Raw genomic sequence first — 25,167 nt, 5'->3', positions numbered from 1 at the left:
AAAAAGGCCTTCTCCCCGGTCGGGGGAGAGGGCCTTTTCGCTGCGGGAGGGATGTTACGCGGTGACCGCGTCGCGGGCCGGCTGCTGGGTGGCGGGCTGGCCGACCGTCTGGGGAGCCGGCAGCGGGGCCGGGCGCGGGGCACGGGCCGGCAGCATGTCGGTGACCGCGAAACCCACCGCCATCAGGTTCGGCACCGCCATGGCGAACAGCAGGGCCGACCACAGCTCCAGCGACAGGGTGCCCAGCGGGTTCACCAGGGCCGCGGTGGCCGAGGCCGCCAGCAGGCCGCCGGACATCCAGGCTTCCGGCTTGGCGCAGAAGCGGCTGGGGGCCCGCTTGCCGCCCTTGGCGGTGACGCGGAAGGCGTCACGCTTGCGGATCACGCCGCGCAGGGCCGCCATCGCCACCGTGGTGGACAGCGCCATGCCGACGGCGCAGGCGCCAACGCTCTCCTTCCACGAGTTGCCCGAGGCGTAGCGGGAGGCCAGGAGGCTCGACCCGGCGCGCAGGACCAGGGCGCCCAGCACCGCGGCGGTGGCCTGGACCGGCGGCAGGTGCAGCGGCAGGACCAGCGAGGCGAAGGTCCAGACGATGGCGGCACCGGCGGCGATCACGCCCACCGCGTCCGACCACCAGCGCGCCCAGTTGGTCAGGTAGCCGACCTTCTGCCCGGTGGTAAGCGCCGTGGAGCCCGGCAGGAACTTCCGCCAGTGGGCGCGGAGGATCTGCGTGGAGCCGAACACCCAGCGGTCGCGCTGCTTGCGGAACTGCATGAAGTTGTCCGGCGCGAGGCCCTCGCCCAGCCGCTCGTCCGTGTAGGCGGCGCGGTAGCCGGCCGACAGGATGCGGATGCCAAGCTCGGTGTCCTCGCAGATGCCCTCTTCCGACCAGCCGCCGACCTGCTCCATGGCGGAACGGCGCAGCATGATCATCGTGCCGTGGCAGATGAAGGCCTGGGTCGCCAGACCCTCCTGCATGCCGACGTCGAAGAAGGGACGGTACTCCGCGGTCATCGCGGCCTTCAGCGGGGTCTCATAGCCATCGCGGTGCTCCTGCGGGGCCTGCACGATGCCCACGTTTGCGTCGGCGAAGGTCGGGGCCAGCTTGTTCAGCCAATCCGGCGACACGGTGTAGTCGGCGTCCAGGACGGCGACGATTTCCGCATCCTTGTCGGTGTGGCGCAGCGCCGCGTTCAGCGCGCCGGCCTTGAAGCCGCTGATCTTCTTGTACCAGTGGAACTTGAACTTCGGCCCAAGCTCGGCGCACAGCTCCTCGACCGGGCGCACCAGCTCCTCGTCCTCGGTGTTGTTGATGAGGACGACGACTTCGTAGTTCGGGTAGTCCAGCCGGGCGAGCGAGGTCAGCGTGGCGGCCAGCACGTCCGGCTGCTCGCGGCAGGCGGCGACGTGGATGGACACCATCGGCTTGTGCTCCGGCACGGCGGGAACCCGCGGCAGCAGCTCCGGCGCACGGCCGGTGAACAGGCGCCGGACAACGTCGGTCAGGTCGGCGAAGGCGACGCCCATCATCAAGGCACCCAGCGCGAAGGCGGAGCCCCAGGTGGTCGCGGCGCCGAAGGTCAGGTACTCGCCGTAGGCGCCGGCGACGGCGGAACCCACGCCGAAGCCGATGATGTTGGCGCCCGCCGAGGCGGCCAGCGCGTAGCCCAGGCCCGTCCGCCGCCGGAAGGCGACGAAGGCCGACAGGGCAAGGCCGAGGCCGAGCGCCACGGCGGCGCCGACGCGGTCGCCGTAGGGGGCCGGAACGTCGCCGGCCAGCGGCCACTTCGGCGCACGGTCGGCGTCCAGCACGCCCCAGGTCGGGCCGGGCGAGCCCTCGATGGTCGACTTCCAGACGCCGTCGAAGGCTTCGACCACGTTGTAGTCGATGCCGAGCATGCCGGCCTCGGCCGCGAAGTTGCGGACGATGAAGGCCTGCGACTGCGGCGTGGCGTAGGCGTCGTGGAAGTTCTCGCCGCCCGACGGCCAGCCGACCTCGCCGACGAACAGCGGCTTGCCCGGGTGCGCCTTGCGCACGGTGTCCAGCCGGTCGCGGATCCAGGTCAGCGCCTTGTCGGCCGGCACGCCTTCCCAGTAGGGCAGGACGTGGACGCCCATGTAGTCCGACGCCTTGATCGTCTCGTTCGCCTTGACGATCTCCGACCACACGTCGGCGGTGCCGACCTTGATGTGCTTCGGCACCCCGGCGCGGACGCGCTTGACGTAGCCGGCCAGCTGGCTGTCGGTCAGCTCGGCGCGCAGCAGCGTCTCGTTGCCGACGACGATGCGGGTGATGCCGCGCACCGTCTTCGCCAGCGTGATGGCGCGGGTCACTTCCTGCTCGTTGCGGGCCATGTCCTTGCTGAGCCAGACGCCCAGCGAGACATCCAGGCCGTGCTTGGCCGCGATGGCCGGCACTTCGCCCTGGGAGCCCAGCGTGGAGTAGGTGCGCACGCCGTCGGCGAAGCCGGCGATGGCGGTCATGTCCTTGTCGATCTCCGTCTCGTCGACCACCGGCTGGTGGTTGGGGTCGTAGTCACGGCCCGACGGGGAATAGGACACGGATTCGATGCGTCCCGGCTGCGCATCCACAGGAGTGGGCGCGTTGCGCCAGGACCAGAAGGACGCGTGGCCGGCAGTCACAGCCAGCATGGCGGCGGCCAGCGCCGCAGACCGGATCGAACGCTTCGGGTTGCTCATGTGGGGAGGTTCGCAAGCCTGGAAGAAGGGTGGCGGGCGCCACCGGACACTGAGACGAACGTGCACCGCAAAAAACTATTCCCACAGGCTGCGCAGATTTTTCGGACGCGGACTTTGCGCGGTTACGGCAGGGAACGGCTGGTGCTCCGCTCCTGTTGGCTGGACCGACCACAAGGACCGGAGACGGGAGAATGACCAGCAAGAAAGTCGATGTGGACGCGCTGGAGGAGACCATGGAGGAGGTCGTGGAAACGCTCGACCTCGCCGAACAGGCCGCCAACTACGCGCAGGCCCGCAACCCCGACCCCATCGACCGCGCCCGCGCCGCCGCGATCCAGAAGCAGGCCGAGGCGATGCTCGACGCGGCCGCGGAATCCGGCGGCGGTGCGGGCGGCGAGCGCAAGGCGCCCTTCATGCCCAACCCGCCGCGCTCCGGCGGCCTGGTGAACTGAGACTCAAGAGGAAAAGGAAACGGATATGGCCGGCAAGCACGAGCAGAGCCCGGAACACAAGAAGGCCCACGACCTCGCCGAGGAGGCCATCGAAAAGGCCGCCGACGGCGACACCCGCAAGGCGCGGGAATTGGCCGACCAGGCCAAGGACATCGACCCGAAGATCGGCCAGGAAATGGCCAAAGAAATCGAGGACGACCGCCGCAAGGCGGACAAGTTCAAGGACCAGGGCGGCCAGGGGTGACCATAGTTCCTTCTCCCCTCCGGGGAGAAGGTTAGGATGAGGGGGCGGCCGAAGGCCGGACCAGCGCTGCAAGGTGCGTAGGTGGACGCCCTTGCGGCCGCCCCCTCACCCCTACCCAGGTCGCTCGCAAGTCTCGCGACCTCGCTTCGCCTACGGTCACCTTCGGTGCCCGTCCGGCCTTCGGCCGTCGGCTCAGCGCCCCAGAGGGGAGAGGGAGACAGGCTCCGCCCCGCCCATCCTGGCCTGCCCGGTCGGGCACAGTTCCAGCAGGACACAGCGGTGGCAGGCGGGATCGCGGTAGCTGCAGACGCGCTGGCCGTGCAGCATCAGTACCTCGTGGTTGTCGTAGATCTGCTGCGCCGTCCAGTCCGGCGGCAGTTGCGCTTCCAGGATCCGGTGCGAGGGGCCGACCGCGACCGACGCCGGGATCAGGCCGGTGCGCACCGCCACGCGGTGGTGGTGGCTGTCCACCGGCAGGGCCGGGCGGCGCAGGCTGCTGAAGCTCATAACCGCCGCACTCGTCTTCGGGCCGACGCCCGGAAGTTCCTCCAGCCAGGCGCGCGCCTCCGGCACCGACAGTTCCGCCAGGAAATCCAGCGACAGTTCGCCGCGCAGCTCCGTGATCCGGCGCAGGATCGCCTGGATGCGCGGGGCCTTCTGCTCCGGCCAGGTGACGCCGGCGATGGTCGCCTCCACCTCCGCCGGGTCGGCGTCGCGCACCGCGGCCCAGTCACCGTTCCAGCGCGTGCGCAATGCGCGGAAGGCCGCCCCTGAGGCGGCGTTGCGCGTGCGGTGCGACAGGAGCGAGGAGACCAGCTCGCTCAAAGGGTCGAGCGCCCGGAAATAGGCCACCGGACAGCCGAAGATCAGGCAGAGGCGGCGGTGGATTTCCAGAAGCTTGTCTTGAAGGGAGTCGGTCATCCGTCGCTTCCGTGCAAGGGGCTGGTCGGGTAGGCGCGGCCCCGCCAGACGGAGGGGCGGCCGACGGCGGAGCGGACCAGCGCGGTCCATTGGATCGCCAGCATCACCAACACGCCGACCGGATGCAGAAGCGCGCCCAAAAAGCTCTGGCGATAGCGGACGGCGAGCAAAAGCCGTATCGCGAGCCCCGCCCCGGCCGCCAGAGCGGGCACGAGGCCGGGACCGAGGGCGAGGAGAAGCCAGGGCAGGACATGGCCACCGAACAGCAGCACGGTCCAGACCGGCAGCGCCGCGGGGGTCGCCATGCCCTCCGTGGCGTTTTTGGAAAAGCCGGCCCAGACCTGTCCGAAGCCCTGGTACATGCGGCAACGGGCGAGGTCGGTGGCGTCGAACAGATCGGTCCGCCAGCCGGCGCGGCGGAAGGCGCGCGGCAGGGTCACGCCGTCGTGCAGCGACGTGCGGATGGCGGCGTGCCCGCCGGCTGCGGCGTAGGCGTCGCGGTCCATCAGCATCAACTGCCCGCAGGCGGCGCCGAAGCCCGGATGGGCGGTGAACCGCATGCCGGGCATCGGCAGGTAGCCCAGCAGAAGCACATGGATCATCGGAATCACCAGCGCCTCACCCAAGGTGCCGGTGACCTGGCGCGGGAAGCCGCTGACCAGCCCCGCCCCGCTGCCGCGGAGAAACGCCACCATGCGGGCGAGCGCGTTCGGCTCCAGCCGGACGTCGGCGTCCTGAAACAGCAGGACGGGATGGCGCGCCAGCGTGCCGAGCACGTGGCAGGCGTGCTGCTTGCCCGACCAGCCCGGCGGCAACGGCGGGGCGGAGGCCAGCCGGACGCGCGGGTCGCGCGCGGCCAGACCCTTGACGATGGCCGCTGTGCTGTCGGTGGAATGGTCGTCCAGAACGATGACCTCAAGCTCCACGCCGGGCTGGGTCAGCGCGGCCAGCACCGCCCCGGCAATGCTGGCTTCCTCGTTGCGCGCGGGGATGAGAATGGAGACGGCGGCGTTGGGGGCCGTCTTCTGCGGCGGCGCCCGGTACAGCGCCATGTTCACCAGACACATCACCAGCGGCAGCAGCGCAAGCCCCAAGGCAACCCAGGCCAGGTCCATCATCGCTCCGAAGCACCATGGCCGGGTTGGAAGGGACGGCCCGTCGCCCAGGCCCTGCCGCGTCGCCACAGGTCGTAAAGGCCGCCGACCCCGACCGTGCCGCCGACGACGCGGATGAAGCGCTCCGGATCGCGGCTCAGCGCATCCTCGGCCAGGGCGTCCATGGTGTCCTCCAGCGCGTGGGTCAGGCGTGCGTTCAGGGTCTCGACGCGCCAGCCCTCGAACAGGGCGGCGTCCATCGGCGTTCCGAAGCGGGCCAGCGCCTCCGGCGTGCGCTCGTTCCAGAACGGGTATTCGAGCGCCAGCGGCACCACCACTGCCCCCGGTGTCCGCCGCACGAGGTGGGCAAGGCCCGGGCGCAGGGCCACGGGCCGCCGGCGCGGGTCGGTGAAGGCGCCTTCCGCGGTGATCCACAGCATGGCGTCGGGGTCGTCCAGGATCGCGCCGGCGGTGCGCAGGAAAGCGGTGGCGCCTGAAAGGCCGTTCGGCTCGATCCCGAACAGGCCGATGCGGCCGAGGAACGGGTAGCGGGCAAGCCCCGCCACGTCGATCGGCCCATAGCCCGGCCGGTCGCGGAAATGCGTGGTCGCCATCACGATCAGGAAGGCCGGGTCCCACCAGGAGGGATGGTTCAGGTAGACGATCACCGGGCGGTGGAGTGGAAGGTCCGGCCAGCCGGGCTTGGCGAGACGGATCGCGTGGAAGTTCCGGCGCATGGCGCGCGCCATGACTCCGCCGAAGAAACGCAGGAGATGGGGGGAGCGTGGGGGGATTTTCAGGGGGAGTGGTCGCGTCGGTGCCCCCACCCCGACCCTTCCCCGCTGGGCGGGGGAGGGAGAAAAGATTGCGGGGAAAGCGGCGGAGTTCCCTCCCCAGCCCAGCTCTCGCGCAAGCGGAGCTTGCGCTGACGCGGCAGGCGGACCCTTGGGGTCCGCCGAGAGCGGGGGAGGGTTAGGGTGGGGGCCCGGTTCGACGCTCACGCCACCTCCCGCCGCACGGTGCCGCCCAGTTCGCGGCCCATGTCCTGGTCCAGCGTGTCCGCCGCGATCCAGCCGGACATCAGCACCATCGGCATGCCGGGGCCGGGGTGGGCCGCCCCGCCCGCCAGATAGAGCCCCTGCACCTCGCGCGAACGGTTGCCGGGCTTGAAGGCGCCCATGAAACGGCCGTGGCTGGCCAGCCCGTAGATGGCGCCGTTCAGCACGTTGTAGCGGTCGTGGATGTCCTGCGGGGTCAGCACGCGTTCCACGCGGATGCGGTCCTCAAGGTCGGGCATGGCGCCGGTGCGCTTCAGCTTATCGAAGACCACGCGGCGGTAGTCCGGCAGCATCCGTTTCCAGTCGTGGTGCGGGCGCAGGTAGGGGGTGTGGACCAGCACGTACAGCGCCTCCCCGCCCGGTGGCGCGACCTCCGGCTCGGTCCGGGATGGCGCGGCGATGTAGCAGGTGGGGTCGGGCGCCGGTTCGCCGCGGCGGTAGATCCAGTCGAACTCCTCCTCCGGGTCGCGGGAGAAGACGAAGTCGTGGTGCGCCAGATGCTCGTAGGCGCGGTCGAGTCCCAGGTAGAACACCACGCCCGAACAGGCGGGCTCGTACTTGCGGCGCTTGTTGAAGCGCTCCGCCGGGGCGCCGCAGACCAGTTCGTTGTAGGTGCGCACGCTGTCCATGTTGGACACCACGGCGGACACGGGGACGCGCTCGCCGGTCGCGGTCTCCACCCCGACCACACGGTCCTTCTCGACCTCGATGCGGCGGATGCCGGTGCCCGTGCGGATGTCGACGCCGAGGTCGCGGACCAGCCGCTCCAGCGCCACGGGCACGGCGCGGGTGCCGCCGCGGGGGTACCAGACGCCGTCGTTGGTCTGCATGTGGGCGATGGCGCAGAGCACCGCCGGCGAGCCGTAGGGCGAGGACCCGACATACTGGGTGAAATGGTCGAGCATCTGCGCGACCCGCCCGTCGGGCACCTTGCCGCGGATGGTGCCGGCCACCGTCGTGCCCATGCGCAGCGCCAGCACGTCGGACAGGGTGGCGGCGTTCAGGGAATTCTTGAAGTCCAGCGTGTCGGTCAGATCCTCCACCGCCTTCCAGAAGAAGAAGCGTTCGGAGATGCCGTGCAACCGCTCCGATAGGGCCATGAAGCGGCGGTAGCCTTCCCCCGCCCCTGGCCCCGCCCCCGCGCCGGGCGCGAAGCGGTCCAAGGTGGCGGCCATGGCGTCCACATTCTCCGCAAGGTCGAGCACGCTGCCGTCTTCGAAGAAGCAGCGCCATTGCGGGTCGAGCCGGATCAGGTCCAGTTCCTTGTCCATGTCGCGCCCGGCCTCCGCGAAGATGCGGCGCAGGACGCGCGGCACGGTCAGGATGGTCGGCCCCATGTCGAAGCGGAAGCCGTCCTCCTCCAGAACCGCCGCCTTGCCGCCGAGCCACGCGTTGCGCTCGAACAGCACGACGGAATGGCCGCGCGCGGCCAGCACGACCGCCGAGGCCAGACCGGCCAGACCGCCGCCGATCACCGCAACCTTGTTGTCGCCCGCCCTGTTGTTGTCGACCTTCATCAGCATCACGCCGCCTCCCGCGAATAGGCTTCTTTCGTTGCGCCCTGTCCGAGAACACCGCCGAGCGCGCCCGTGTCCCCGCGCCACGGCACCGGCAGGCCGAGATCCTCCGCCAGCAGCCGGGCGGAGATGCGCGCCCCTTCGAAGATCACCGGTAGGCCGCTGCCGGGGTGGGTGCCGCCGCCGACCAGATAGACGCCGTCCAGATCCTCGAACCGGTTGCGCGGCCGGTTGTGCAGCATCTGGCTGAGATTGTGAGCGAGGTTGAAGGTGGCGCCGCGATGGATGTTGAAGCCGTCCGCCCAGTCGGCGGGGGTGAGCGCGCGCTCCACCCGGATGCGGCGTTCGACGTCGCGCACGCCCAGCGCTTCCAGCCGCTTCAGCACCAGAGCACGGTAACGCGGAGCCTCCACGGTCCAGTCGATGTGGCCGCGCTGGTGACCGACCGGGACCAGCACGTAGAGCGTGGAGCAGCCCGGCGGCGCCAGCCCCGGATCGGTCACGCAGGCGTTCTGGACATAGAGCGAGGGGCGCCGCGGCAGTTCCCGGCAGGCCTCGATCTCCGCCAGGTTGCGGGCGTAGTCCTCGGCCAGCAGGATCGTGTGGTGGTCCAGTTCGTCCACCTTCCCCTCGATGCCTAGGTAGAGCATGAAGGTGGAGCAGGAGAATTTCTTGCGGGCGATCTGCGCGTCGCTCCAGCGCCGGCGCAGGTCGTCGGGCACCAGCGTCGCCATGGCTTTGGCGAAATCGGCGTTGATGACCAGCCCGTCGCAGGCGTACTCCCCCTGCCCCGTCCGCACTCCGACGGCGCGGCGGCCGCGGAAGTCGATGTGCCGCACCGTCTCGCCCAGCCGGACCTCAACGCCCAGTTCGCGCGCCAGTCGCGCCATGGCCTCCATCACCGCGCCGCAGCCGCCGCGCGGGTGGAAGACGCCGTGCTCATGCTCCAGGAAGGACAGGATGGTGAACAGGCTGGGGCAGCGGAAGGGCGACATGCCCAGGTACTTGCTCTGAAAGGAGAAGGCCAGCCGGATGCGCGGGTCGCGGAAGTAGCGGGCGAGGTCCGCGTCGACGGAGCGGTGCGGGTTCAGCCAGCGCAGCGCCTTCAGGATCGGGCCGGAGAGCAGGTCCGCAGGGCCGTTGAAGGCCGTTTCCAGCACCGGCCGGAAGGCCTGCAGCTTCGCGCGGTTGTCGGCCAGGAAACGGTGCAGGTTGCGCGCGTCGCCGGGGGCGAAGCGCTCGATCTCCGCCGCCAGCTTGGCCGGGTCGGCGTGCACGCGCAGATCCCCGCCGCTTTCGAAGACCAACCGGTAGAGCGGGTCGAGGCGTACGAGATCCACGGCATCGGACAGGCGCCGGCCCGCCGCGGCGAATATCTCCTCCAGAATGCGGGGATAGAGGAAGAAGGTCGGCCCGGTGTCGAAGCGGAACCCGTCCGCCTCCATCAGCGCGGACCGTCCACCCACCCGTTGCTGCCGTTCCAGCACCGTGACCTTGGCGCCGGTCAGCGCCAGCAGGATGGCGCTCGCGAGGCCGCCGGGGCCCGCGCCGATGATGACCACGCGTCGATGCATGCCGGTCCTTCCTCCCTTGGGGATGATGGGCCTGGGGGATTGGCCTTGGGAATTGGCGCCCTTGGCAAACGCCGCCGTCGACCACACTGTCGATTGATTGTCGGGGATGGTTACGGACCCAGGTCACAGATGGATCACACCGCGAACAAAGGCCAAAGGGATAAGTGCCCCACCACCTTCGGACCGGAGGCTGCGCTGCGGGCCGCACACGCCGCGCAAGCCGGCTGGGCCGCCACGCCCGTGCGAGAGCGGCTGGCGTTGATCGCGCGCCTGCGCCGCCGGATCGCGGTGGAGGCCGACGCGCTGGTCGCGTCGCTCGCCGACCGGCCGGGCCGGACGCCCGCCGAAAGCCTGGCCGCGGAGATCCTGCCGCTGGCCGACGCCTGCCGCTTCCTGGAACGGGAGGCCGCGACCCTGCTGAAGCCGCGCCGGCTCGGCTCGCGGGGCCGGCCCGGCTGGCTGTTCGGCGTCGCCGCGGAGGTGCGGCGGGAGCCGTTCGGGACCGTGCTGGTGATCGCGCCGTCCAACTACCCGCTGCTGCTCGCGGGGGTGCAAGCGGTGCAGGCGCTGGCGGCAGGGAACGCCGTGCTGGTGAAGCCGGCGCCGGGCTGCGCCGCGCCCATGGGTCTGCTCGGCCGCTGGCTGGCCGAGGCCGGCCTGCCGGAGGGGCTGTTCGCCACGCTGGGCGAAAGCCCGGCGGACGCAGAAGCGGCCATTGACGCGGGCGTGGACAAGGTCGTGTTGACGGGCTCCGCCGAAACCGGGCGGCGGGTGATGGCGCGGCTGGCCGACCGGCTGATCCCCGCGGCCATGGAACTGTCGGGCAACGACGCTGTGTTCGTCCTGCCCGGCGCCGAGGCCGGCTTCGTCGCCGGCGCGCTGTCCTTCGGGCTGCGCTTCAACGGGTCGGCGACCTGCATCGCGCCGCGCCGGGTCTTCGTGTTGCGGAACCGCGCGGATGAGCTGGAACGCGCGCTGGCGGAGCGGATCGCGGCGCTGCCCGCGACCCCGGTGCCCCTGCCGGTGCGCGCCCGCCTCGCCCGGCTGTTGGAGGACGCGCTCAGCAAAGGCGGGCGGCTGGTCGGGCCGGCGCCCGTTGTGGAGTCACCAGAGTTGGCCCCCTTCGCCGTGGCCGACGCGCGGCCCGGCATGGACCTGCTGGCGGAGGACGTCTTCGCCCCCGTGCTGGCGCTGGTGCCCGTCGTGGATATGGATGAGGCCCTACGGCTGGCCGCGGCCTGCCCCTACGCCCTCGGCGCGTCGATCTTCGGGCCGGCGGCGGAGGCCCAGACACTCGCCGCGCGGGTCGATGCCGGGTCGGTGACCATCAACGACCTGATCGCCCCCACCGCCGACCCGCGCCTGCCCTTCGGCGGCCGGCACCGCAGCGGCTGGGGCGTGACACGCGGGGCGGAAGGGTTGCTGGAGATGACCCAGGTGAAGACCGTCACGGTCAGCCCCGGCCGCTTCCGCCCGCACCACCGGCCGCTGCGCGACGGCGACGCGGCGCTGCTGAAGGCGTGGCTGCGCCTTGCCCACGGCGGTCGCCCCCGGTTCCCGCTCAGCGCTTTGATTGAACGTTTCCGCTCTCGATGAAATAGCGCAGGCGCAGCGCGGTCCGGCTTCCGCCCTCGGCGACGGTGATGGCCGCGTCCGCGTAGCTGGGCGGGCCGAAGCGGATCGGCGCGTCGTTGCTGAAGCCGATGCCTTCCTCCGGCAGGCCGAAGAAATTGCGGTCGACCTCCTCGTTGCCGTTCTCGTCCTGGAAGGCCTGCACGGCGTAGGTGCCGGGCCGGACGCCGCGCACCGTGACCGTCACCGCACCCGCCTGGGCCGGCGCGCTCGCCGTGTAGGGGCAGCCGGGCTTCAGGAAGGTGTCCTGCGTGCAGACGGCGACCATGACCCGCCCGTGGTCGGAGTGGACGTTGGTCACCGTGACCGCGAGGTCGGCGGCGAGGGATGGGGTGGTGGGGAGGAGTGTGGTGAGGAAGAGTGTGGTGAGGAAGAGTGTGGTGAGGAAGAGTGTGGTGAGGAAGAGTGCTGCTGTGATGCCCCCACCCCGACCCTCCCCCGCTGGGCGGGGGAGGGAGATGGCCAAGTCCCCTCCCCCGCCCAGCTCTCGCGCAAACCAAAGGTTTGCGCTGACGCGGCAGGCGGACCTTCGGTCCGCCGAGAGCGGGGGAGGGTTGGGTTGGGGGCAAAACCGCGTCACGACATCGTCCGCAGGCCGGCTTCAACCTCCGCCATCCACGCCTTCACCCGGGCGGCGTTCACGCCGAGGTCGGAGCGGCCGTAGAGGGAGCGGCTGTAGATCTTGGCGGTCGAGCGGTCCGCGCCCAGCGGCACGATGCGTACGGTGACGAGGTCCGGGAAGCGCAGCCATGGGGTCCGGGCCTCCGCGTCTATCTGCTCCTCGCCGGAGGACAGCAGCTTGGCGCCATGCTTCGCGATCACCTCGGTCCAGGCGGCGCGCAGCCGGTCGGCCGGCACGGGGTAGACCGGGCTTTCGGCGTCGGCGCGGGCGCATTGGGCGGGCGGGCAGACGAGGTAGCGGTTGGGGGTGTCGGCCGGCTGAAGCGTCGCGAAGTCCACCGGCGCACGGTTGCCGGGGCCGAACACCGTCGCCCAGACGTTGTCGCGCCCGACCACGAGGGCCAGCGCGCCATAAGCGAACACCGGCACCAGCAGGACGATCACCAGGACCCGCAGGAAACTCCGAAGAAAACGCCTCATGAAGCGGAAACCCGCCCCGCCGGGCGGCCATTCGGCTGCGGCGTGCCGTCCGAATCCGCCAGCGCGCGGGCGCGGGGGTCGGCCTGCACCGCCCGGGTCGCCAGCCGCGCCCGGTCCTGGGCCACGCGGAAGGAGCCGAGCAGCGCCTGTGCCTCCGCCCGTTCCTGGGCGTCGCGGCGGGCTTCAGCAGCTTCCGACGCCGCGATCTTGCCGGCGGTGGAGCGTTGCGTCTCGCTGTAGCCGAACAGGCCGGGCTCCCAGCGCTTCAAGTTCGCGTAGGCCGCCCCGCGTGCGGGTCCCTCCGCGGTGGCCTGCATGTCCGCCCAGACGAGGCGCGCGGCGCGCAGTTCGTCGGCCAGCACCTGCTCGGGCGAACGCGGCGGTGCGGCCGGTGGCCGGTGCAGGCGGCTGCGCGCCGCCTTCAGCGCGGCGGTCAGGTCCGGGTCGTCGCGCCAGCGCCGCGCCTCCGCGGCAGCGTCGCGCCACGCCTCGACAAGCCGCTCCGGACCAGGCGATTCATCCCACGGCGTCAACATCATGGCCCCTCCCCTGTCGCAAGGGTCCCCCGAAGAGCCCTCCTTTGGACGCAATTAGGCCATATTTCGCCAAAGGCCAGTGCCGGGGGTACGCGGTAACCCCGAGTATGCCCTCAGTTTTCCCCCTTACCCAGCAGATAGTCGATGTCGCCGCCGTCCAGGGCACTCACAAGGCCCGTTCCTTCGATCGTCGCGTCCGAAAGGTTGCCTTTGCGCCGCTGGAGGTCGAGAATCCGCTCCTCCACCGTGTTCGCGGCGATCAGCTTGTAGACGAAAACCGGTTTGTCCTGGCCGATTCGGTAGGCGCGGTCGGTCGCCTGGTCCTCGGCGGCCGGGTTCCACCAGGGATCGTAGTGGATGACCGTGTCGGCGGCGGTCAGGTTCAGGCCGCGCCCGCCGGCCTTCAGGCTGATCAGGAAGACCGGCACCTCGCGGTTCTGGAAGCGGTTCACCGGTTCCGCCCGGTCGAGCGTGCGGCCGGTCAGCTCCACATAGGGGATCTTCGCGTCCTCCAGCTTGCCCTTGATGAGGTCGAGCATGGAGGTGAACTGCGAGAAGATCAGGATGCGCCGGCCTTCGGGCACCATCTCCAGCACCATGTCGGTCAGGGCGTCGAGCTTGGCGCTCTCCTTCACCCGGCCGGCGGCGGGGATTTTGACCAGCCGCGGGTCGCAGCAGACCTGCCGCAGCTTCAGCAGCGCATCGATGATGGTGATGGCGTTGCGCGACACGCCGCTGACCGCGAGCGCCGCCCGCACCGTCTCGTTCACCGACAGGCGGATGGTCTCGTAGAGGTCGCGTTGCGCCGGTTCCAGGTCGATGCGGACCACCACCTCCGTCTTCGGGGGCAGTTCCTTCGCCACGGCCTCTTTGGTCCGGCGCAGCAGGAAGGGGCGGATGCGGCGCATCAGCGCCTTGGCCCGGGTGCCGTCGCCGCGCTTTTCGATCGGCGTGCGGTAACGCTTGCCGAACTCCTTCCGGTCGCCGAGCAGGCCGGGCATCAGGAAGGCGAATTGGCTCCACAGCTCGCCCAGGTTGTTCTCCACCGGCGTGCCGGACAGGCAGAGCCGGTTGCGGGCGTTCAGCGCGCAGACCGCGCGCGTCGCCTTGCTGTCCGGGTTCTTGATCGCCTGCGCCTCGTCCAGGATCAGCATGTGCCAAGTCTGACGCTTCAGCACGTCCACGTCGCGGCCGACCACGCCGTAGGTGGTCACCACGATCTGGGCGCGGTCGAGGTCACCCAGCTTCTCGTGCCGGTCCAGCCCGTGCAAAACAACCACCCTCAGGTGCGGCGTGAAGCGCCCGGCCTCCGCCACCCAGTTGGGCACGAGGCTGGTCGGCACGACGACGAGGCAGGGCTCGGTCAGCCGCCCCTCCGCATGCTCCGTCGCGATGTGAGCCAGCGTCTGGGCGGTCTTGCCCAGGCCCATGTCGTCGGCAAGGATGCCGGCAACCCTGTTCGACCGCAGCGACTGCATCCAGGCGAGGCCGACGCGCTGGTAATCACGCAGCGTGCCCTGGAACGCCGCGGGCGGGTCCATTTCCGCCGGCAGTTCCTGTTCCTGCAAGGTGCGCAGGTAGCGGTCGATCTGGGCGGTGTCCTCGGTGCGCCGGGCGATCAGGTCGTCGATGTCCAGCAGCCCGTCGGCCTCGGCCAGCGGCACCTTCAGCGTGTCGTCGATGCGCCGGCCGCTGCCCAGCATCGCCTCCAGCACGCTCATCAACCGCTCGACGCGCTCCGCCGGCAGGGCCAGCACGTTGCCGTCGTCCAGCACGAGGTGGGCACGCCCCTCGATGACGCGGGTGGCCTCCATGCCGCCGCGCTCGATCAGCGTCGCCAGGATCGGCAACAGCGCGCGGCGCTGCCCGTCGATCTCCACGCCGACGTCCAGGTCGAACCAGCCGTCGCCCGCGTCGCGGATGGCCACGGCCACCTCGTCGCCGGCCTCCACCACCTTGGTGCCGAAGTCGGCGCCGACCTCGACGATCCAGCCTTCCTTGCGCAGGGCGGCGACCTCGGTGGCGAGGAAGGCGGACCAGCGCTCCTCCGCGTCCTTGCCGGTCAGCCAATGCACGCGGGTGCCGCGCGCGTTCAGCTGCCCGCGCGGCGGCTCGATGCGCCCCTGCGCGAAGCCGAAGGCGGCGAGGCGGTCGAGCGCCCCCTGCTCCAGCGCCTTGTCGCGGCGCACGAAGACGGCCCCGGCGGGCTCCTCCACGCGGGCGAACTGGCGCTGGTCGTCGGGCTCGATCTCCGACGGGGAGCCCTCCTCGCCGTAGTCGAAGGCGAGGCGCAGCACGTCCACCAGCCCGCCGTCCGGCGACACCACGCGGCCGAGTCGCGCCACGATGCGCGGGTCGCGCTCCACGATGGTCGCGGCGGCGTCGGAGCCCATGCGGATGCCCGAGGGCATGGCAGCGGACAGCGACGGTGCCATGGAGATGGTCGGCCGCTCCGCCACGGACGGCGCCGAAACCGGAGCCGCCGCCGCTCCCTTGGGCTTCGGCACCTCGACGACCTGCAACTCGACGGGCGAGACCATGCCCCCCTTGGGGTCCACGCACCAGTAGGTCTGGCCCTTGATGAGCGTCCCGCCCTCCGGCAGGCCGGTGGGGCGCAGCTTGCGCGTGGCCGGGTCGCGGAAGGCGCGGACCGTGCGGGACGGCCCCTCCGCCAGCACCGCACCGCCGCGCCAGCGCAGCCGCCCGGTGCCGAGCAGCCGGCGCAGCACGCGGTCCACCGCGTCGCCGCGGCTCTTGGCGACCGGTGTGCGCACCACCCCGCCGCCGCCGAGCAGGCGGGCGACGGCGCGGTCCACGTCGCCGTCCAGGCTGCGCGGGGCGCGGGCCATCACGTCGCGCGGGCTGGCGGGGGTGGAGACGTTCTCTCCCTCCACGGCGATGACGGCGGAGACGAACATGGCCACGTCCTCCTTCCCCGGCTCCAGCGTCCAGAGGACGCTCAGCACCGGATCCGGCGGAGGAGGAGGTGGTGGTGGCGGGGCGGCGCGTGGAGGTTCGGGCACGGGGGCCGGTGGCGCCGGTTGCACAGGTTGACTGGACAGCGTCTGGGCCGGGGGTGGCTGATCGGGCGGCGGATCGAACAGCGACATCTGCCGCGCTTCCGGCCGCGCGTCGAGCGCCATCAGCGCCGCCGCGGCCATGTGCGCGCAGGTGTTGCGCCCGCAGCTGCAGCTCTTGTCGAACACCACCCGGCTGCGCCCGCGCACCGGCGTGACGGAAACCGTCAGGTGGCGGCCGAGGTCGACAACCGTCGCCTCAATACGGCCTTCCGCCTCCGACAAGGTCACCGCCTTGGTCAGGATGAGCGTGCGCCCCCGCTGCAACGTCTTCGCATCGAAGACGCGCGACAGATCCTCCTGGGTGAAGGGGACCACGGCGGTTCCGGGCGTCGTTGCGCGCGGAAGGGAGTCGAAAAGCGACATGACCCTGAGAAAGGCAGCGGAAGGACGGGCGGCGAATAGACTGGCGTGGACAGAACGGGACATGAACGGGGGCGTGGGTATAGTCGGACACCATGCCTCTCCGCAACCCCGCTCTCAACCCTGAACCGGCCTTGGAGGAGAAACATTCCGGTTGCCAAATAGCCGACAGGCCCGGCCGGCATGTCGGAAAATATCGCCAAGACAAGCGAAGGCCGGGCGAGGATGAGGCAACCGGCCTGTCAAAGGCTTATCGCGGAAGCAGGCTGTCCAGCGGCGACACCGGCCCGCACAGAACATCGTCCTGGCGCAGGAGCATGCCGATGTGCTTCAGCATCGGCTCCGATGATCGGTTGCCGAAGGTCACGGCCCCGGCGCCGAGCAGCAGGACCACCGCCGCCAGCAAGGGGGCGACGACCAGCGGGGGTGCCGGCCACCGCCAAGGCGCGGCCGGTGCTTGCCCAAACGCCACCTCCGCGGACTGCGCCCGCGCAATCCGGGCGAGGCCCTGCGCGAAGGCGGCCACCGCCAGCCCGCCCAGCGCGAGGCCGACCGTCACCTCCGTCACCGAATGGCTGCGCAGGATGACCCGGGACACCGCCACGCCGGCGACGATCCCGAACACCGCCAGCAGGAAGGCGTTCCGCCGCCAGCCCTCGACATGGCGCGCGACCACCACGCCGACCGCCCCGTAGACGGCGGCGCTGAGCGCCGCGTGCCCGCTGGGGCTGGTCAGCCGGTCGTCAAGGAAATGGACGTCGCAGGCGTGGCCGGCGATCTTCAGCAGCATCACGACCGCGACCATGAAAGCCAGCGCCGCGACCCAGCCCACGGCGGCCCGCACCGAATGCCGGCGCCACAGCACGGCGGTCAGCACGCCGGACACCGGCAGCACCACCGGTGCGCTGCCGAGAAGCGTGACGGCCTTGTTCAACGCGATGAACATACGCCCCTACCGCCTTCCAATCGTCTGCGCCCGCATCACCATCACCCGCATTCCCATCACCCACATCAACGCACCCGGACCAGCATGCCTTCCTGATAATTCCAGGCGGCGGTGCCTTTCGCGGCAGCGCCCTTGCCGTCCGTAATGGGCATGGAGACCGTCAGGGTCCGATCGGCCATGGCGACCTCCGGTGCCGTGCTGCAGGTCCCGAAGGGCAGCGAAACGGTGGGCTTCGCCGCGGACAGGTCCAGCACGCGGAACCGCGCGGCGCAGCCGCCGTCGGCGCTCTGCCGCAGCAGAACCAACCAGCGGCCCTGGAGGTTGTAGGCGTTGACGAAGGCGAAGGAGGCACCGTCGCGGTCCTCGTACACCACCTTGTCGTTGACCACGACCTGCATGACCTTCGGCGCCGCCTGCACCAGTTGGACGGTCTCGTCGCCGACGGCCGCCGACAGCAGGATGTCCGCGGCGCGGGCGCCATTCGGCCCGACCACCGCCCCGGTCACAAACAGGCCGGCCGCCATCGCCGTCAAACCCGCAAGCTTGGTCGCCACCGCCTTCATCACCATGCCAATCCCCTGAACTCCTCAAATCACGGCGTCATCGCCCCGCCGCAAGGTAGGACGAGCGCCATCCGATCGAAAGTCCGCCAATCGGCGGAGCCCTCTGGTCCGGGAACTATGGGCGTTTCAGAAATCTCGCTCCAGGGGCAAAATTTTGGTTGCCTTCCGTTTCCAGCCCCATTAAAAAGCGCGCCTACCGCGGACGGCATCGCCGGACGCCGCGGCAGAGGGAAGCGCCCGTAGCTCAGCTGGATAGAGCACCAGACTACGAATCTGGGGGTCAGGAGTTCGAATCTCTTCGGGCGCGCCACTCTCTCCTCTCTCAAAAATCCGACATACAAATACAGCCCGCTTCGCCTTTCGCCGGATCGTTCGATCCCGCGGCGCGATGTCGGGCTTTTCGTGTTTGGGCGTTCATCTTTGGACCGGAACGGCGCCTTCAGGCTCTGTCCGCTCGCGCAGGCGTGTCACGCCGAACAAGGCGGCGGTGGCGCAGGCCGTGACGTACCAGGCCGGCGACATCGGGTTGCCCGAGACGCTGATCAGCCACGTCACGATGAAGGGCGCGAAGCCGCCGAACACCGAGACGCCGACGCTGTAGACCACCGACAGGCCGGTCGCCCGCACGCCGCGCGGAAAATTCTCCATCACCATGATCAGGCAGGAACCGGAACCCGCCGCGTTGAAGCCGATCAGCACCACGAAGGCGACGAGCGCCGCCGTCGCGCTCTGCGTCTGGACGACAACCCAGAAGGCCGGATAGGTCAGAACCGCGGTTCCCAGCCAAGACCAGAAGACGAAGGGCCGGCGGCTCCCCAGCCGGTCCGACAGGCGGCCGGCCAGCGGCGCGACGATCAGCAGGGTCGCCCCGGCGAAGCACCCCGCCAGAAAAGCGCTCTGCGGCGGCAGGGCGATCGTTTTGATCAGGTAGGTCGGCATGTAGTAGATGTTGACGTAGGTCGACGCCGTCCCGCCCATGATCATCAGCACGCCCGCGAACAGCGTGCGGCCGTGCCCGGACACCAGATTTCGCAGGATCACGGTCTGGCGCCGTCCCCCCACGGCGGTTTCCGGCAGCGACCAGCGGGCATACAGCCCGACGGGTATGATCAGCAGCCCGACCAGGAACGGGATGCGCCACACCCCCGCCTCCAGGGCGCCGGGCGGCAGGGTGGTCGTCAGGATGTAGCCGCTGAGCGCGCCGCACAGCGCCGCAGCGCCCTGGCTGGCCATCTGCCAGCTGACGCGCAGCCCGCGGCCGGACGGCCGGCCCAGTTCCATCAGAAAGGTCGTCGCGACGCCGATCTCCCCGCCCGCGGAAAAGCCCTGGAGGCACCGCCCGACGACGATGGCCGCCGGGGCCAGCAGGCCGATGTCGGCGTAGGTCGGGCACAGCCCGATCAGCAGCGTGCCCAGCGCCATCAGGGCGATGGTCAGCACCAGCGCCGGCCTGCGGCCGGCCCGGTCAGCGTAGGCGCCGATCACGATCCCGCCTAGGGGACGGACGACGAAGCCGATGCCGAAGGTCAGCAGCGCCAGCAGAAGCGGGCCGAACTCCGACTGGACAGGGAAGAACAGCTTGCCGATGGTCAAGGAGAAGAAGCTGTAGACGGTGAAATCGTAGATCTCGATGGCGTTGCCCAGGGAGAGGGCCAGCACCGTCGCGAACCGGGACGGCGGCCGGGGGCGGCCATCGACGTCGTTCAATCCATTCTTCGGCATCGTCAAGAACGCTCACCGTTCACCGTCAGTCCGCGGCAAGGCTAACGGCTTGGCCACATTGAACAAACGACATTTTTCCACCCATTTCGGACAGAACGGGCGCGGCGTGCCGGGCGGAGGGCCGGATTGACCATGGTCTCGGCACCCTATACCGAGGTATGAATGGCGTGGTTTTCTCCAGGTTGCTGTTATACCGCGCAGGCGTTGACGATGGTCGGCGGGGCACGCCTTGGCTGGAGTGAGATGTTGTGCGGACGGTTCCTACGATTTGCGTCGTCGATGATGATGAGAATGTCCGGGACAGCCTCGACAGCCTCCTGCGCTCGGTCGGCATGAAGGTCTGCACCTTCCCTTCAGCCGAAGATTTCATCTCCTACACCGGGCGGACCGACTGCCTGATTACCGACCTGAACATGGACGGCATGGACGGGTTGGATCTGCAGGCCGTGTTGCGCCAGCGGGGATGCACCTTCCCGATCATCCTGATGACGGCCTTCCCGACGCCCGGTGTCCGCAACCGGTCGCTCGACCTCGGCGCCACGGCCTTCCTGACCAAGCCGCTCGATCCGGAGGATCTGCTCAACTCGGTGGAGTCCGCCGTGGAGCCGAGCCGCCATTGAGGAGGGGCACCGGGGACGCGCGCCCGCTCGGTCCTGACCTCCCGGTCAGGGTTTCAAGAACAATTCCCCTGCGCAGTTTGCCGCACCCTGGGACGGCTGGTACGATGACTCTTGGGTACGATGACTTGGGTGGGTGGGCGAAGACTCGTGGAGACCACATGGCCAGCAGCATTCAGGAGAACAAGGACGCGTTGGTCTGCGTGATCGATGACGATGCGGACGTCCGCAGCGCGATGGACAGCCTGCTGCGTTCGGTCGGGTACGACGTGCTGACGTTTGCCTCTCCGGAGGATTACCTTGCCAGCGATGCGGTCGACGACGCCGCCTGCCTGATGCTCGACGTCTGGCTGGACGGGGCCGACGGGCTGGATTTCCAGCGCGCGCTGGCTGAGAACGCCGTCAAGGTTCCGGTCGTGCTGATGTCCGGCCAGGGCGACATCCCGATGACCGTCCGCGGCATGAAGGCCGGCGCGGTCAATTTCCTGATCAAGCCCTTTACAGAGGAGGGCGTCCTCGCCGCGGTCGGCGAGGCCGTCGAACGGGACCGCAAGCGCCGGGCCGAAACCAGCCTGGACGACGGCATCCGCACGCTCTACGCCAAGCTGACCCCGCGCGAACGCGATGTCATGTCCCTGGTGACCGCCGGGCTGATGAACAAGCAGATCGCCGGGCGCCTGGAGCTGAGCGAGGTGACGGTCAAGATCCACCGCGGCAACCTGATGCGGAAGATGAACGCGCAGTCCCTGGCCGACCTTGTCCGCATGGCCGAAGCGCTGGGCGTGCGCGAACGGTCGGTGACCCGCTACGGCGCGACGGGCTGACCGGCGCCCGCCTTTGTCGCAATGGTCTCCTTCGCGATTGGAAGAGTGAAGGCGATGGTCGCGCCGATCGGGCCGTTGCGCCCGCACAGCCGGCCGCCATGCTCCTCGACGATCGTCTTGCAGATGGACAGGCCCAGCCCCATGCCCTCGGCCTTGGTCGAGAAGAAGGGCTGGAAGATGCGCGGCAGCACGTCCTCCGGGATGCCGGGGCCGCTGTCGGAGATGGAAACGGTCAGGAAATCCGGGTTCTCCACGGCGGCGGTGATGGCGATCCGCCGCTCCGGCCCGGTGAAGCCGTGCATTGCCTGAATGGCGTTGAAGGCGATGTTGACGATCACCTGCTGGATCCGGGTCCGGTCGCCCAGCACCTTCGGCGTGCCCGGGGGGATGTCGACGGTGATGGTGACCTTCTGGCGGTGAGCCTCGTGGTCGATCAGCGCGATGGCGTCGGCGACGCAGTCCTTGGGGCACAACCGGCTGGGGACGAGGTCCGCCCGCCGGGCGAAGCTTCGCATCTTCGCGACGATCTCCACGGCGTGGCGGCTGCTGGCGGTGATGCGGGCCAGGCTGGCCGCGACCTCCTCTAGGTTCGGCGTCTCGCGGGCGAGCCAACGCGAGGCGGCCGCGGCATGGCCGGCGATGGAGACCAGCGGCTGCGACACCTCGTGCGTCAGCGACGCCGACAGTTCCCCGACCAGCGACAGCCGCCCGGCGTGACTGAGGTTCGTCTGCGCGGTCAGCAGTTGCGCCTGGACACGCTTCAGCTCGGTCGTATCGACGGCGAAGAAATAGAGGTGGTCGAATCCGTCCAGCCCGGCCGGAAGGCTGGCCCGCCACAGGATGGGGACGGCGCGGCCGCCCGCGACCTGCAGCACCCGCTCCCCCTGGCAGACCGTCTCGCCGCGGGCCATGGCCATCAGCACCTGGGCGTTGCTGGCCCGGTTGGCCGGGAGCAGGCGGTTCGACTCCCGTAGGAATTCGGCCTTGTCGTCGTACCCGAAGAGGTCGAGGGCGGCCCGGTTGGCGTCGAGCACGCGGTGGGTCCGGCGCACCTCCTGGATGAAGTCGGGGTTGTCGTCCAGGAACGTGGCGAAGTCTTCGACGCCGTCGGCGATGACGCCGTCAACCGCCCGCTTCACCCCCGACCAGTCCTCGCAGAGGATGGCGATGGGCGAGATGTAAAAGACGTCGGAGTGGTTGATGCCCATCGTCCCAGCTCTTTTCCGCCCTGCCAGCGCCTGCACCCGCGGCCGACTCATATCAAAGTATGCGGTGCCCGGTCGAGCGCCGCAATTTCCGGCCATTTCCGCGGCCGGACCGGTCATGGCCGGAGCCCGTAATACCTAGGGATGGATCACAAGCCCCGGCGCGTCGGGCGAGAGTGAATCGCTGCCTAAGGACTGGACGCGCACCGGCGCTCCAGCCTCCGGCCCCTGAACACGGACACCGCCATGACCACCATCCACGTCAATGGCCGCACCTATGAGGTTGCGGTCGAAGCCGACACGCCCCTGCTCTGGGTGCTGCGCGACACCCTCGGCCTGACCGGGACCAAGTATGGCTGCGGCATCGCCCAGTGCGGCGCCTGCACCGTCATGATCGACGGCACGGCCACCCGGTCCTGCCAGGTTCCGGTGGACAGCGTCGGCACCGCCGACATCCGCACCATCGACGCGATCGATGAGGATCCGGTCGGCCGCAAGGTGGTCGAGGCCTGGGTGGCCACCCAGGTGCCGCAGTGCGGCTATTGCCAATCCGGCCAAGTGATGGCGGCGACCGCGCTGCTGAAGAGCAACCCGAAACCGACCGACGGGGACATCGCCGACGCGATGACGAACCTCTGCCGGTGCGGGACCTACAACCGGGTGGCCTCGGCCATCCGCCAAGCCGCCGGCTGAGGGGAGGACACGCCATGAACCAGCTGCTGTCGTCCAAGGCCCTGTCGGCCGTTCCCCTGATGCGGGCCGAGGGGGTCACCAACCTGTCCCGCCGCTCCTTCCTCGGCTTCGGCACGAGCGCGCTGGTGCTCGGCGCCCTGCTGCCCGGCTTGCCGCGGATCGCGCAGGCTGCGGACGCTGCGGCGGTGAAGCCTGGGACGCGCGTTCCGGCCTTCCTCGTCATCGGCAAGGACAACACCGTCACGCTGCTCAGCCCCTTCGTGGAGGGCGGCCAGGGCATCAGCACCGGCCTCGCCCAAATCGTCGGGGAGGAGTTGGACGTCCATCCCAGCCGCTTCACCGTCGAATGCGCGCCACCGGGTCCAGACTACGCCGTGATCAACGGCCTGCGCATGACCGGCGGCAGCTTCTCCACGCGGTCGAGCTACCCGCTGATGCGCAAGCTGGGCGCCACCGCCCGTGACATGATGATCCGCACCGCGGCCAAGCGCCTGAAGGTCAAGCCGGAGAGCCTGACGACGGAGGACGGCCACGTCGTCCACGCCGCCTCCGGCAAAAAGCTCACCTACGGCGAGCTTGCGGCCGAGGCGCTGGCCCTGACGCCGAACGACTCCGTGACTCTGCGCGACCCGGCGACCTTCCGCTACATCAAGCAGCCGGTGGCCCGGCTGGACGTGCGGGCGAAGTCCACGGGCAAGGCGGTCTACGCCATCGACCAGAAGCTGGACGGGATGCTCTACGCCGCCGTCCAGCACGCGCCGAACCTCGGCACGACCGTGGAGTCCGTCGCCAATGAGGCCGCGGTGGCCGGAATGCCGGGCGTGCATTCCGTGCACCGGCTGCCGGGCGCGGTCGCCGTCGCGGCCGACAGCTGGTGGCGCGCCCGCAAGGCGGTGGAGGCGCTTCAGGTCACCTGGTCGAAGCCCGCCGCAACCGGCTTCGACACGGTGGCCGCGGACTATTCCTCGCAGGGCATCCTGGCGGCGTTGAAAGCGAACACCGCGTCGGGCCCGTCCGCCGAGGCGGAGGGCGACGTCGCTGCCGCCTTCGCCAACGCGGCCAAGGTCGTCGAGGCGGAATACGACGCGCCCTACCTCGCCCATGGTCAGCTGGAGCCGCCCTCCTCCATGGCGCGCTTCAACGCCGACGGCACGCTGGAGCTGTGGGTCCCCAACCAGATGCCGGAGCTTTTCCAGTCTGTCGCGGCCCAGGCCTCCGGCCTGCCGCCGGAGAAGGTCATCCTGCACACGCCCATCCTCGGCGGCTTCTTCGGCCGGCACTTCCTCTACGGCAGTTCCAACCCCTTCCTCCAGGCGATCCAGCTCGCCAAGGCCACCAAGCGCCCGGTCAAGGTGCTGTGGTCGCGCGAGGAGGAATTCCGGATGGACGCCGTCCGCCCCCTCAGCTTCAGCCGTTTCAAGGCAGCGCTGGACAAGGACGGGCGGCCGACCGCCATCCAGGTCCGCACGGTCGGCGAAGGGCCGATTGGCCGCTGGTTCGATTCGGTGTTCCCGGGGCCGGTCGACAGCTCCGCGGTCGAGGGCATCACGGAGAAACCCTACGCCATCCCGAACCGCAGCATGGAGTTCGTGAAGGTCCCACACCCCGTGACCATCGCCTTCTGGCGGTCGGTCGGCCACTCCATGAACGACTTCTTCTATGAAGGCTTCCTGGACGAGATCGCCGTCGCGGGCGGGCGCGATCCGTTCGAGCTGCGCATGGAACTGCTGAAGGACAAGCCGCGCCACACCAAGCTTCTCCAGACCGTCGCCGCCATGTCCGGCGGCTGGAAGCGCGGCCCCTATGAGGCCGAGGGCGGCAAGCGGGCGCGCGGCGTGTCCATGGCCTCCCCCTTCGGGTCGGAGACGGCGACCATCGCCGAGGTGTCGATTGAGGGCGGGGAGACGCGGGTGCACAACGTCTGGGTCGCCTTCGATCCCGGCAGCATCGTCAACCCGGCCATTGTCAAATCGCAGGTCGAATCGGCGGTCGCGCTGGGCCTATCGGCGACGCTGTTCGAGGAGCTGGTCTACAAGGACGGCGTCCGCCAGTCGCACAACTTCGACGAATACCCGATCCTGTCACGCCGCTCCATGCCGGCGGTGCATGTGGAGATCGTGGAGAGCGGCGCCCCCATGGGGGGCGTCGGCGAGCCGGGCCTTCCCGGCGTGCCGCCGGCCGTGGTGAACGCCGTGGCGGCGCTGACCGGCCAGCGCATCCGCAGCCTCCCCCTCGCCAAGGCCAAGATCGACGTCTGAGGAGGCCGTTATCATGACGTTCTGCGTTGATAGCAGCGACGTCGGCGCCCCGCTGGGGGCGGTGGTCGCG

General features: G+C 69.9%; 21 protein-coding genes and 1 tRNA gene. 8 read left to right on the top strand and 14 right to left on the bottom strand.

What is annotated here, in order from left to right:
• Window positions 1-54: 54 nt before the first annotated feature.
• Complete coding sequence (locus tag M2351_RS05035) at window positions 55-2,700, bottom strand: glycosyltransferase (protein WP_264655040.1); 2,646 nt, start codon at window positions 2,698-2,700, stop codon at window positions 55-57.
• A gap of 191 nt (window positions 2,701-2,891) precedes the next feature.
• On the opposite strand from M2351_RS05035, the gene M2351_RS05030 reads away from it, so the two are divergent.
• A complete protein-coding gene (locus tag M2351_RS05030) occupies window positions 2,892-3,152 on the top strand; it encodes a hypothetical protein (RefSeq protein WP_264655039.1) in 261 nt (86 codons plus the stop codon).
• Window positions 3,153-3,177: 25 nt separating this feature from the next.
• Window positions 3,178-3,396, top strand: a complete 219-nt coding sequence (locus M2351_RS05025; RefSeq protein ID WP_264655038.1) for a hypothetical protein — start codon at window positions 3,178-3,180, stop codon at window positions 3,394-3,396.
• Window positions 3,397-3,588: 192 nt separating this feature from the next.
• Here the strand turns inward: M2351_RS05025 and M2351_RS05020 are convergent, their stop codons facing one another.
• The 5 genes from M2351_RS05020 to crtI all read right to left on the bottom strand — a co-directional run bounded on the left by M2351_RS05020 (window position 3,589) and on the right by crtI (window position 9,560).
• Entirely contained in the window at window positions 3,589-4,317 is a 729-nt protein-coding gene (locus M2351_RS05020; RefSeq protein ID WP_264655037.1) for an endonuclease III domain-containing protein, read from the bottom strand.
• The gene (locus M2351_RS05015; RefSeq protein ID WP_264655036.1) at window positions 4,314-5,435 is read right to left on the bottom strand and encodes a glycosyltransferase; all 1,122 of its coding nucleotides are present in this window, start codon (window positions 5,433-5,435) and stop codon (window positions 4,314-4,316) included. Before M2351_RS05015 ends, M2351_RS05020 begins: the two co-directional genes overlap by 4 nt.
• The gene (locus tag M2351_RS05010; RefSeq protein ID WP_264655035.1) at window positions 5,432-6,160 is read right to left on the bottom strand and encodes a lysophospholipid acyltransferase family protein; all 729 of its coding nucleotides are present in this window, start codon (window positions 6,158-6,160) and stop codon (window positions 5,432-5,434) included. The genes M2351_RS05015 and M2351_RS05010 overlap by 4 nt, the downstream gene beginning before the upstream one ends.
• A 248-nt stretch (window positions 6,161-6,408) precedes the next feature.
• Window positions 6,409-7,992, bottom strand: a complete 1,584-nt coding sequence (locus M2351_RS05005; RefSeq protein ID WP_264655034.1) for a phytoene desaturase family protein — start codon at window positions 7,990-7,992, stop codon at window positions 6,409-6,411.
• Window positions 7,992-9,560: a phytoene desaturase family protein gene (crtI, locus tag M2351_RS05000; protein ID WP_264655033.1), complete on the bottom strand. Its 1,569-nt coding sequence runs from the start codon at window positions 9,558-9,560 to the stop codon at window positions 7,992-7,994. Before crtI ends, M2351_RS05005 begins: the two co-directional genes overlap by 1 nt.
• 129 nt (window positions 9,561-9,689) lie before the next feature.
• Here crtI and M2351_RS04995 point away from each other — a divergent pair, with 129 nt between their 5' ends.
• Window positions 9,690-11,156, top strand: a complete 1,467-nt coding sequence (locus M2351_RS04995; RefSeq protein WP_264655032.1) for an aldehyde dehydrogenase family protein — start codon at window positions 9,690-9,692, stop codon at window positions 11,154-11,156.
• On the opposite strand, the gene M2351_RS04990 is transcribed toward M2351_RS04995, so the two are convergent.
• The 6 genes from M2351_RS04990 to M2351_RS04965 form a co-directional block, all read right to left on the bottom strand.
• Entirely contained in the window at window positions 11,122-11,658 is a 537-nt protein-coding gene (locus M2351_RS04990; RefSeq protein ID WP_264655031.1) for a DUF2141 domain-containing protein, read from the bottom strand. The genes M2351_RS04995 and M2351_RS04990 overlap by 35 nt on opposite strands.
• 110 nt (window positions 11,659-11,768) lie before the next feature.
• On the bottom strand, window positions 11,769-12,293 hold the full coding sequence (locus tag M2351_RS04985; protein ID WP_264655030.1) for a DUF1499 domain-containing protein: 525 nt from the start codon (window positions 12,291-12,293) through the stop codon (window positions 11,769-11,771).
• Window positions 12,290-12,832 carry a hypothetical protein gene (locus M2351_RS04980; protein WP_264655029.1) on the bottom strand — a complete coding sequence of 181 codons (543 nt, stop codon included), beginning with the start codon at window positions 12,830-12,832 and terminating at the stop codon, window positions 12,290-12,292. Before M2351_RS04980 ends, M2351_RS04985 begins: the two co-directional genes overlap by 4 nt.
• Window positions 12,833-12,942: 110 nt before the next feature.
• On the bottom strand, window positions 12,943-16,224 hold the full coding sequence (locus M2351_RS04975; protein WP_264655028.1) for a DEAD/DEAH box helicase: 3,282 nt from the start codon (window positions 16,222-16,224) through the stop codon (window positions 12,943-12,945).
• 295 nt (window positions 16,225-16,519) lie between these two features.
• Window positions 16,520-17,215, bottom strand: coding sequence for a phosphatase PAP2 family protein (locus M2351_RS04970; protein WP_264655027.1), 696 nt, complete (start codon window positions 17,213-17,215; stop codon window positions 16,520-16,522).
• Between the two features lie 65 nt (window positions 17,216-17,280).
• Complete coding sequence (locus M2351_RS04965) at window positions 17,281-17,784, bottom strand: hypothetical protein (protein WP_264655026.1); 504 nt, start codon at window positions 17,782-17,784, stop codon at window positions 17,281-17,283.
• Between the two features lie 227 nt (window positions 17,785-18,011).
• Here M2351_RS04965 and M2351_RS04960 point away from each other — a divergent pair.
• Window positions 18,012-18,088, top strand: a tRNA-Arg gene (locus M2351_RS04960).
• Window positions 18,089-18,192: 104 nt separating this feature from the next.
• On the opposite strand, the gene M2351_RS04955 is transcribed toward M2351_RS04960, so the two are convergent.
• Window positions 18,193-19,485 (bottom strand): MFS transporter, encoded by a 1,293-nt coding sequence (locus M2351_RS04955; RefSeq protein ID WP_264655025.1) that lies wholly within the window; start codon window positions 19,483-19,485, stop codon window positions 18,193-18,195.
• Between the two features lie 263 nt (window positions 19,486-19,748).
• Here M2351_RS04955 and M2351_RS04950 point away from each other — a divergent pair, with 263 nt between their 5' ends.
• Both M2351_RS04950 and M2351_RS04945 read left to right on the top strand, forming a co-directional pair.
• A complete protein-coding gene (locus M2351_RS04950) occupies window positions 19,749-20,120 on the top strand; it encodes a response regulator transcription factor (protein WP_264655024.1) in 372 nt (123 codons plus the stop codon).
• Window positions 20,121-20,278: 158 nt separating this feature from the next.
• The gene (locus M2351_RS04945; RefSeq protein ID WP_264655023.1) at window positions 20,279-20,941 is read left to right on the top strand and encodes a response regulator transcription factor; all 663 of its coding nucleotides are present in this window, start codon (window positions 20,279-20,281) and stop codon (window positions 20,939-20,941) included.
• On the opposite strand, the gene M2351_RS04940 is transcribed toward M2351_RS04945, so the two are convergent.
• Window positions 20,923-22,149, bottom strand: a complete 1,227-nt coding sequence (locus M2351_RS04940; RefSeq protein WP_264655022.1) for a sensor histidine kinase — start codon at window positions 22,147-22,149, stop codon at window positions 20,923-20,925. The two genes, M2351_RS04945 and M2351_RS04940, sit on opposite strands and share 19 nt — an antisense overlap.
• Before the next feature lie 243 nt (window positions 22,150-22,392).
• Here M2351_RS04940 and M2351_RS04935 point away from each other — a divergent pair, with 243 nt between their 5' ends.
• Together M2351_RS04935 and M2351_RS04930 are read left to right on the top strand one after the other, a co-directional pair.
• Complete coding sequence (locus M2351_RS04935) at window positions 22,393-22,839, top strand: (2Fe-2S)-binding protein (RefSeq protein WP_264655021.1); 447 nt, start codon at window positions 22,393-22,395, stop codon at window positions 22,837-22,839.
• Window positions 22,840-22,853: 14 nt separating this feature from the next.
• On the top strand, window positions 22,854-25,097 hold the full coding sequence (locus M2351_RS04930) for a xanthine dehydrogenase family protein molybdopterin-binding subunit (protein ID WP_264655020.1): 2,244 nt from the start codon (window positions 22,854-22,856) through the stop codon (window positions 25,095-25,097).
• Window positions 25,098-25,167: the final 70 nt, after the last annotated feature.

This window comes from Azospirillum canadense, from assembly GCF_025961225.1.
Taxonomy (GTDB): Bacteria; Pseudomonadota; Alphaproteobacteria; order Azospirillales; family Azospirillaceae; genus Azospirillum; species Azospirillum canadense.
Note: the sequence above shows the minus strand (reverse complement) of the source record. Positions and strands in the feature narration are given on the sequence as shown.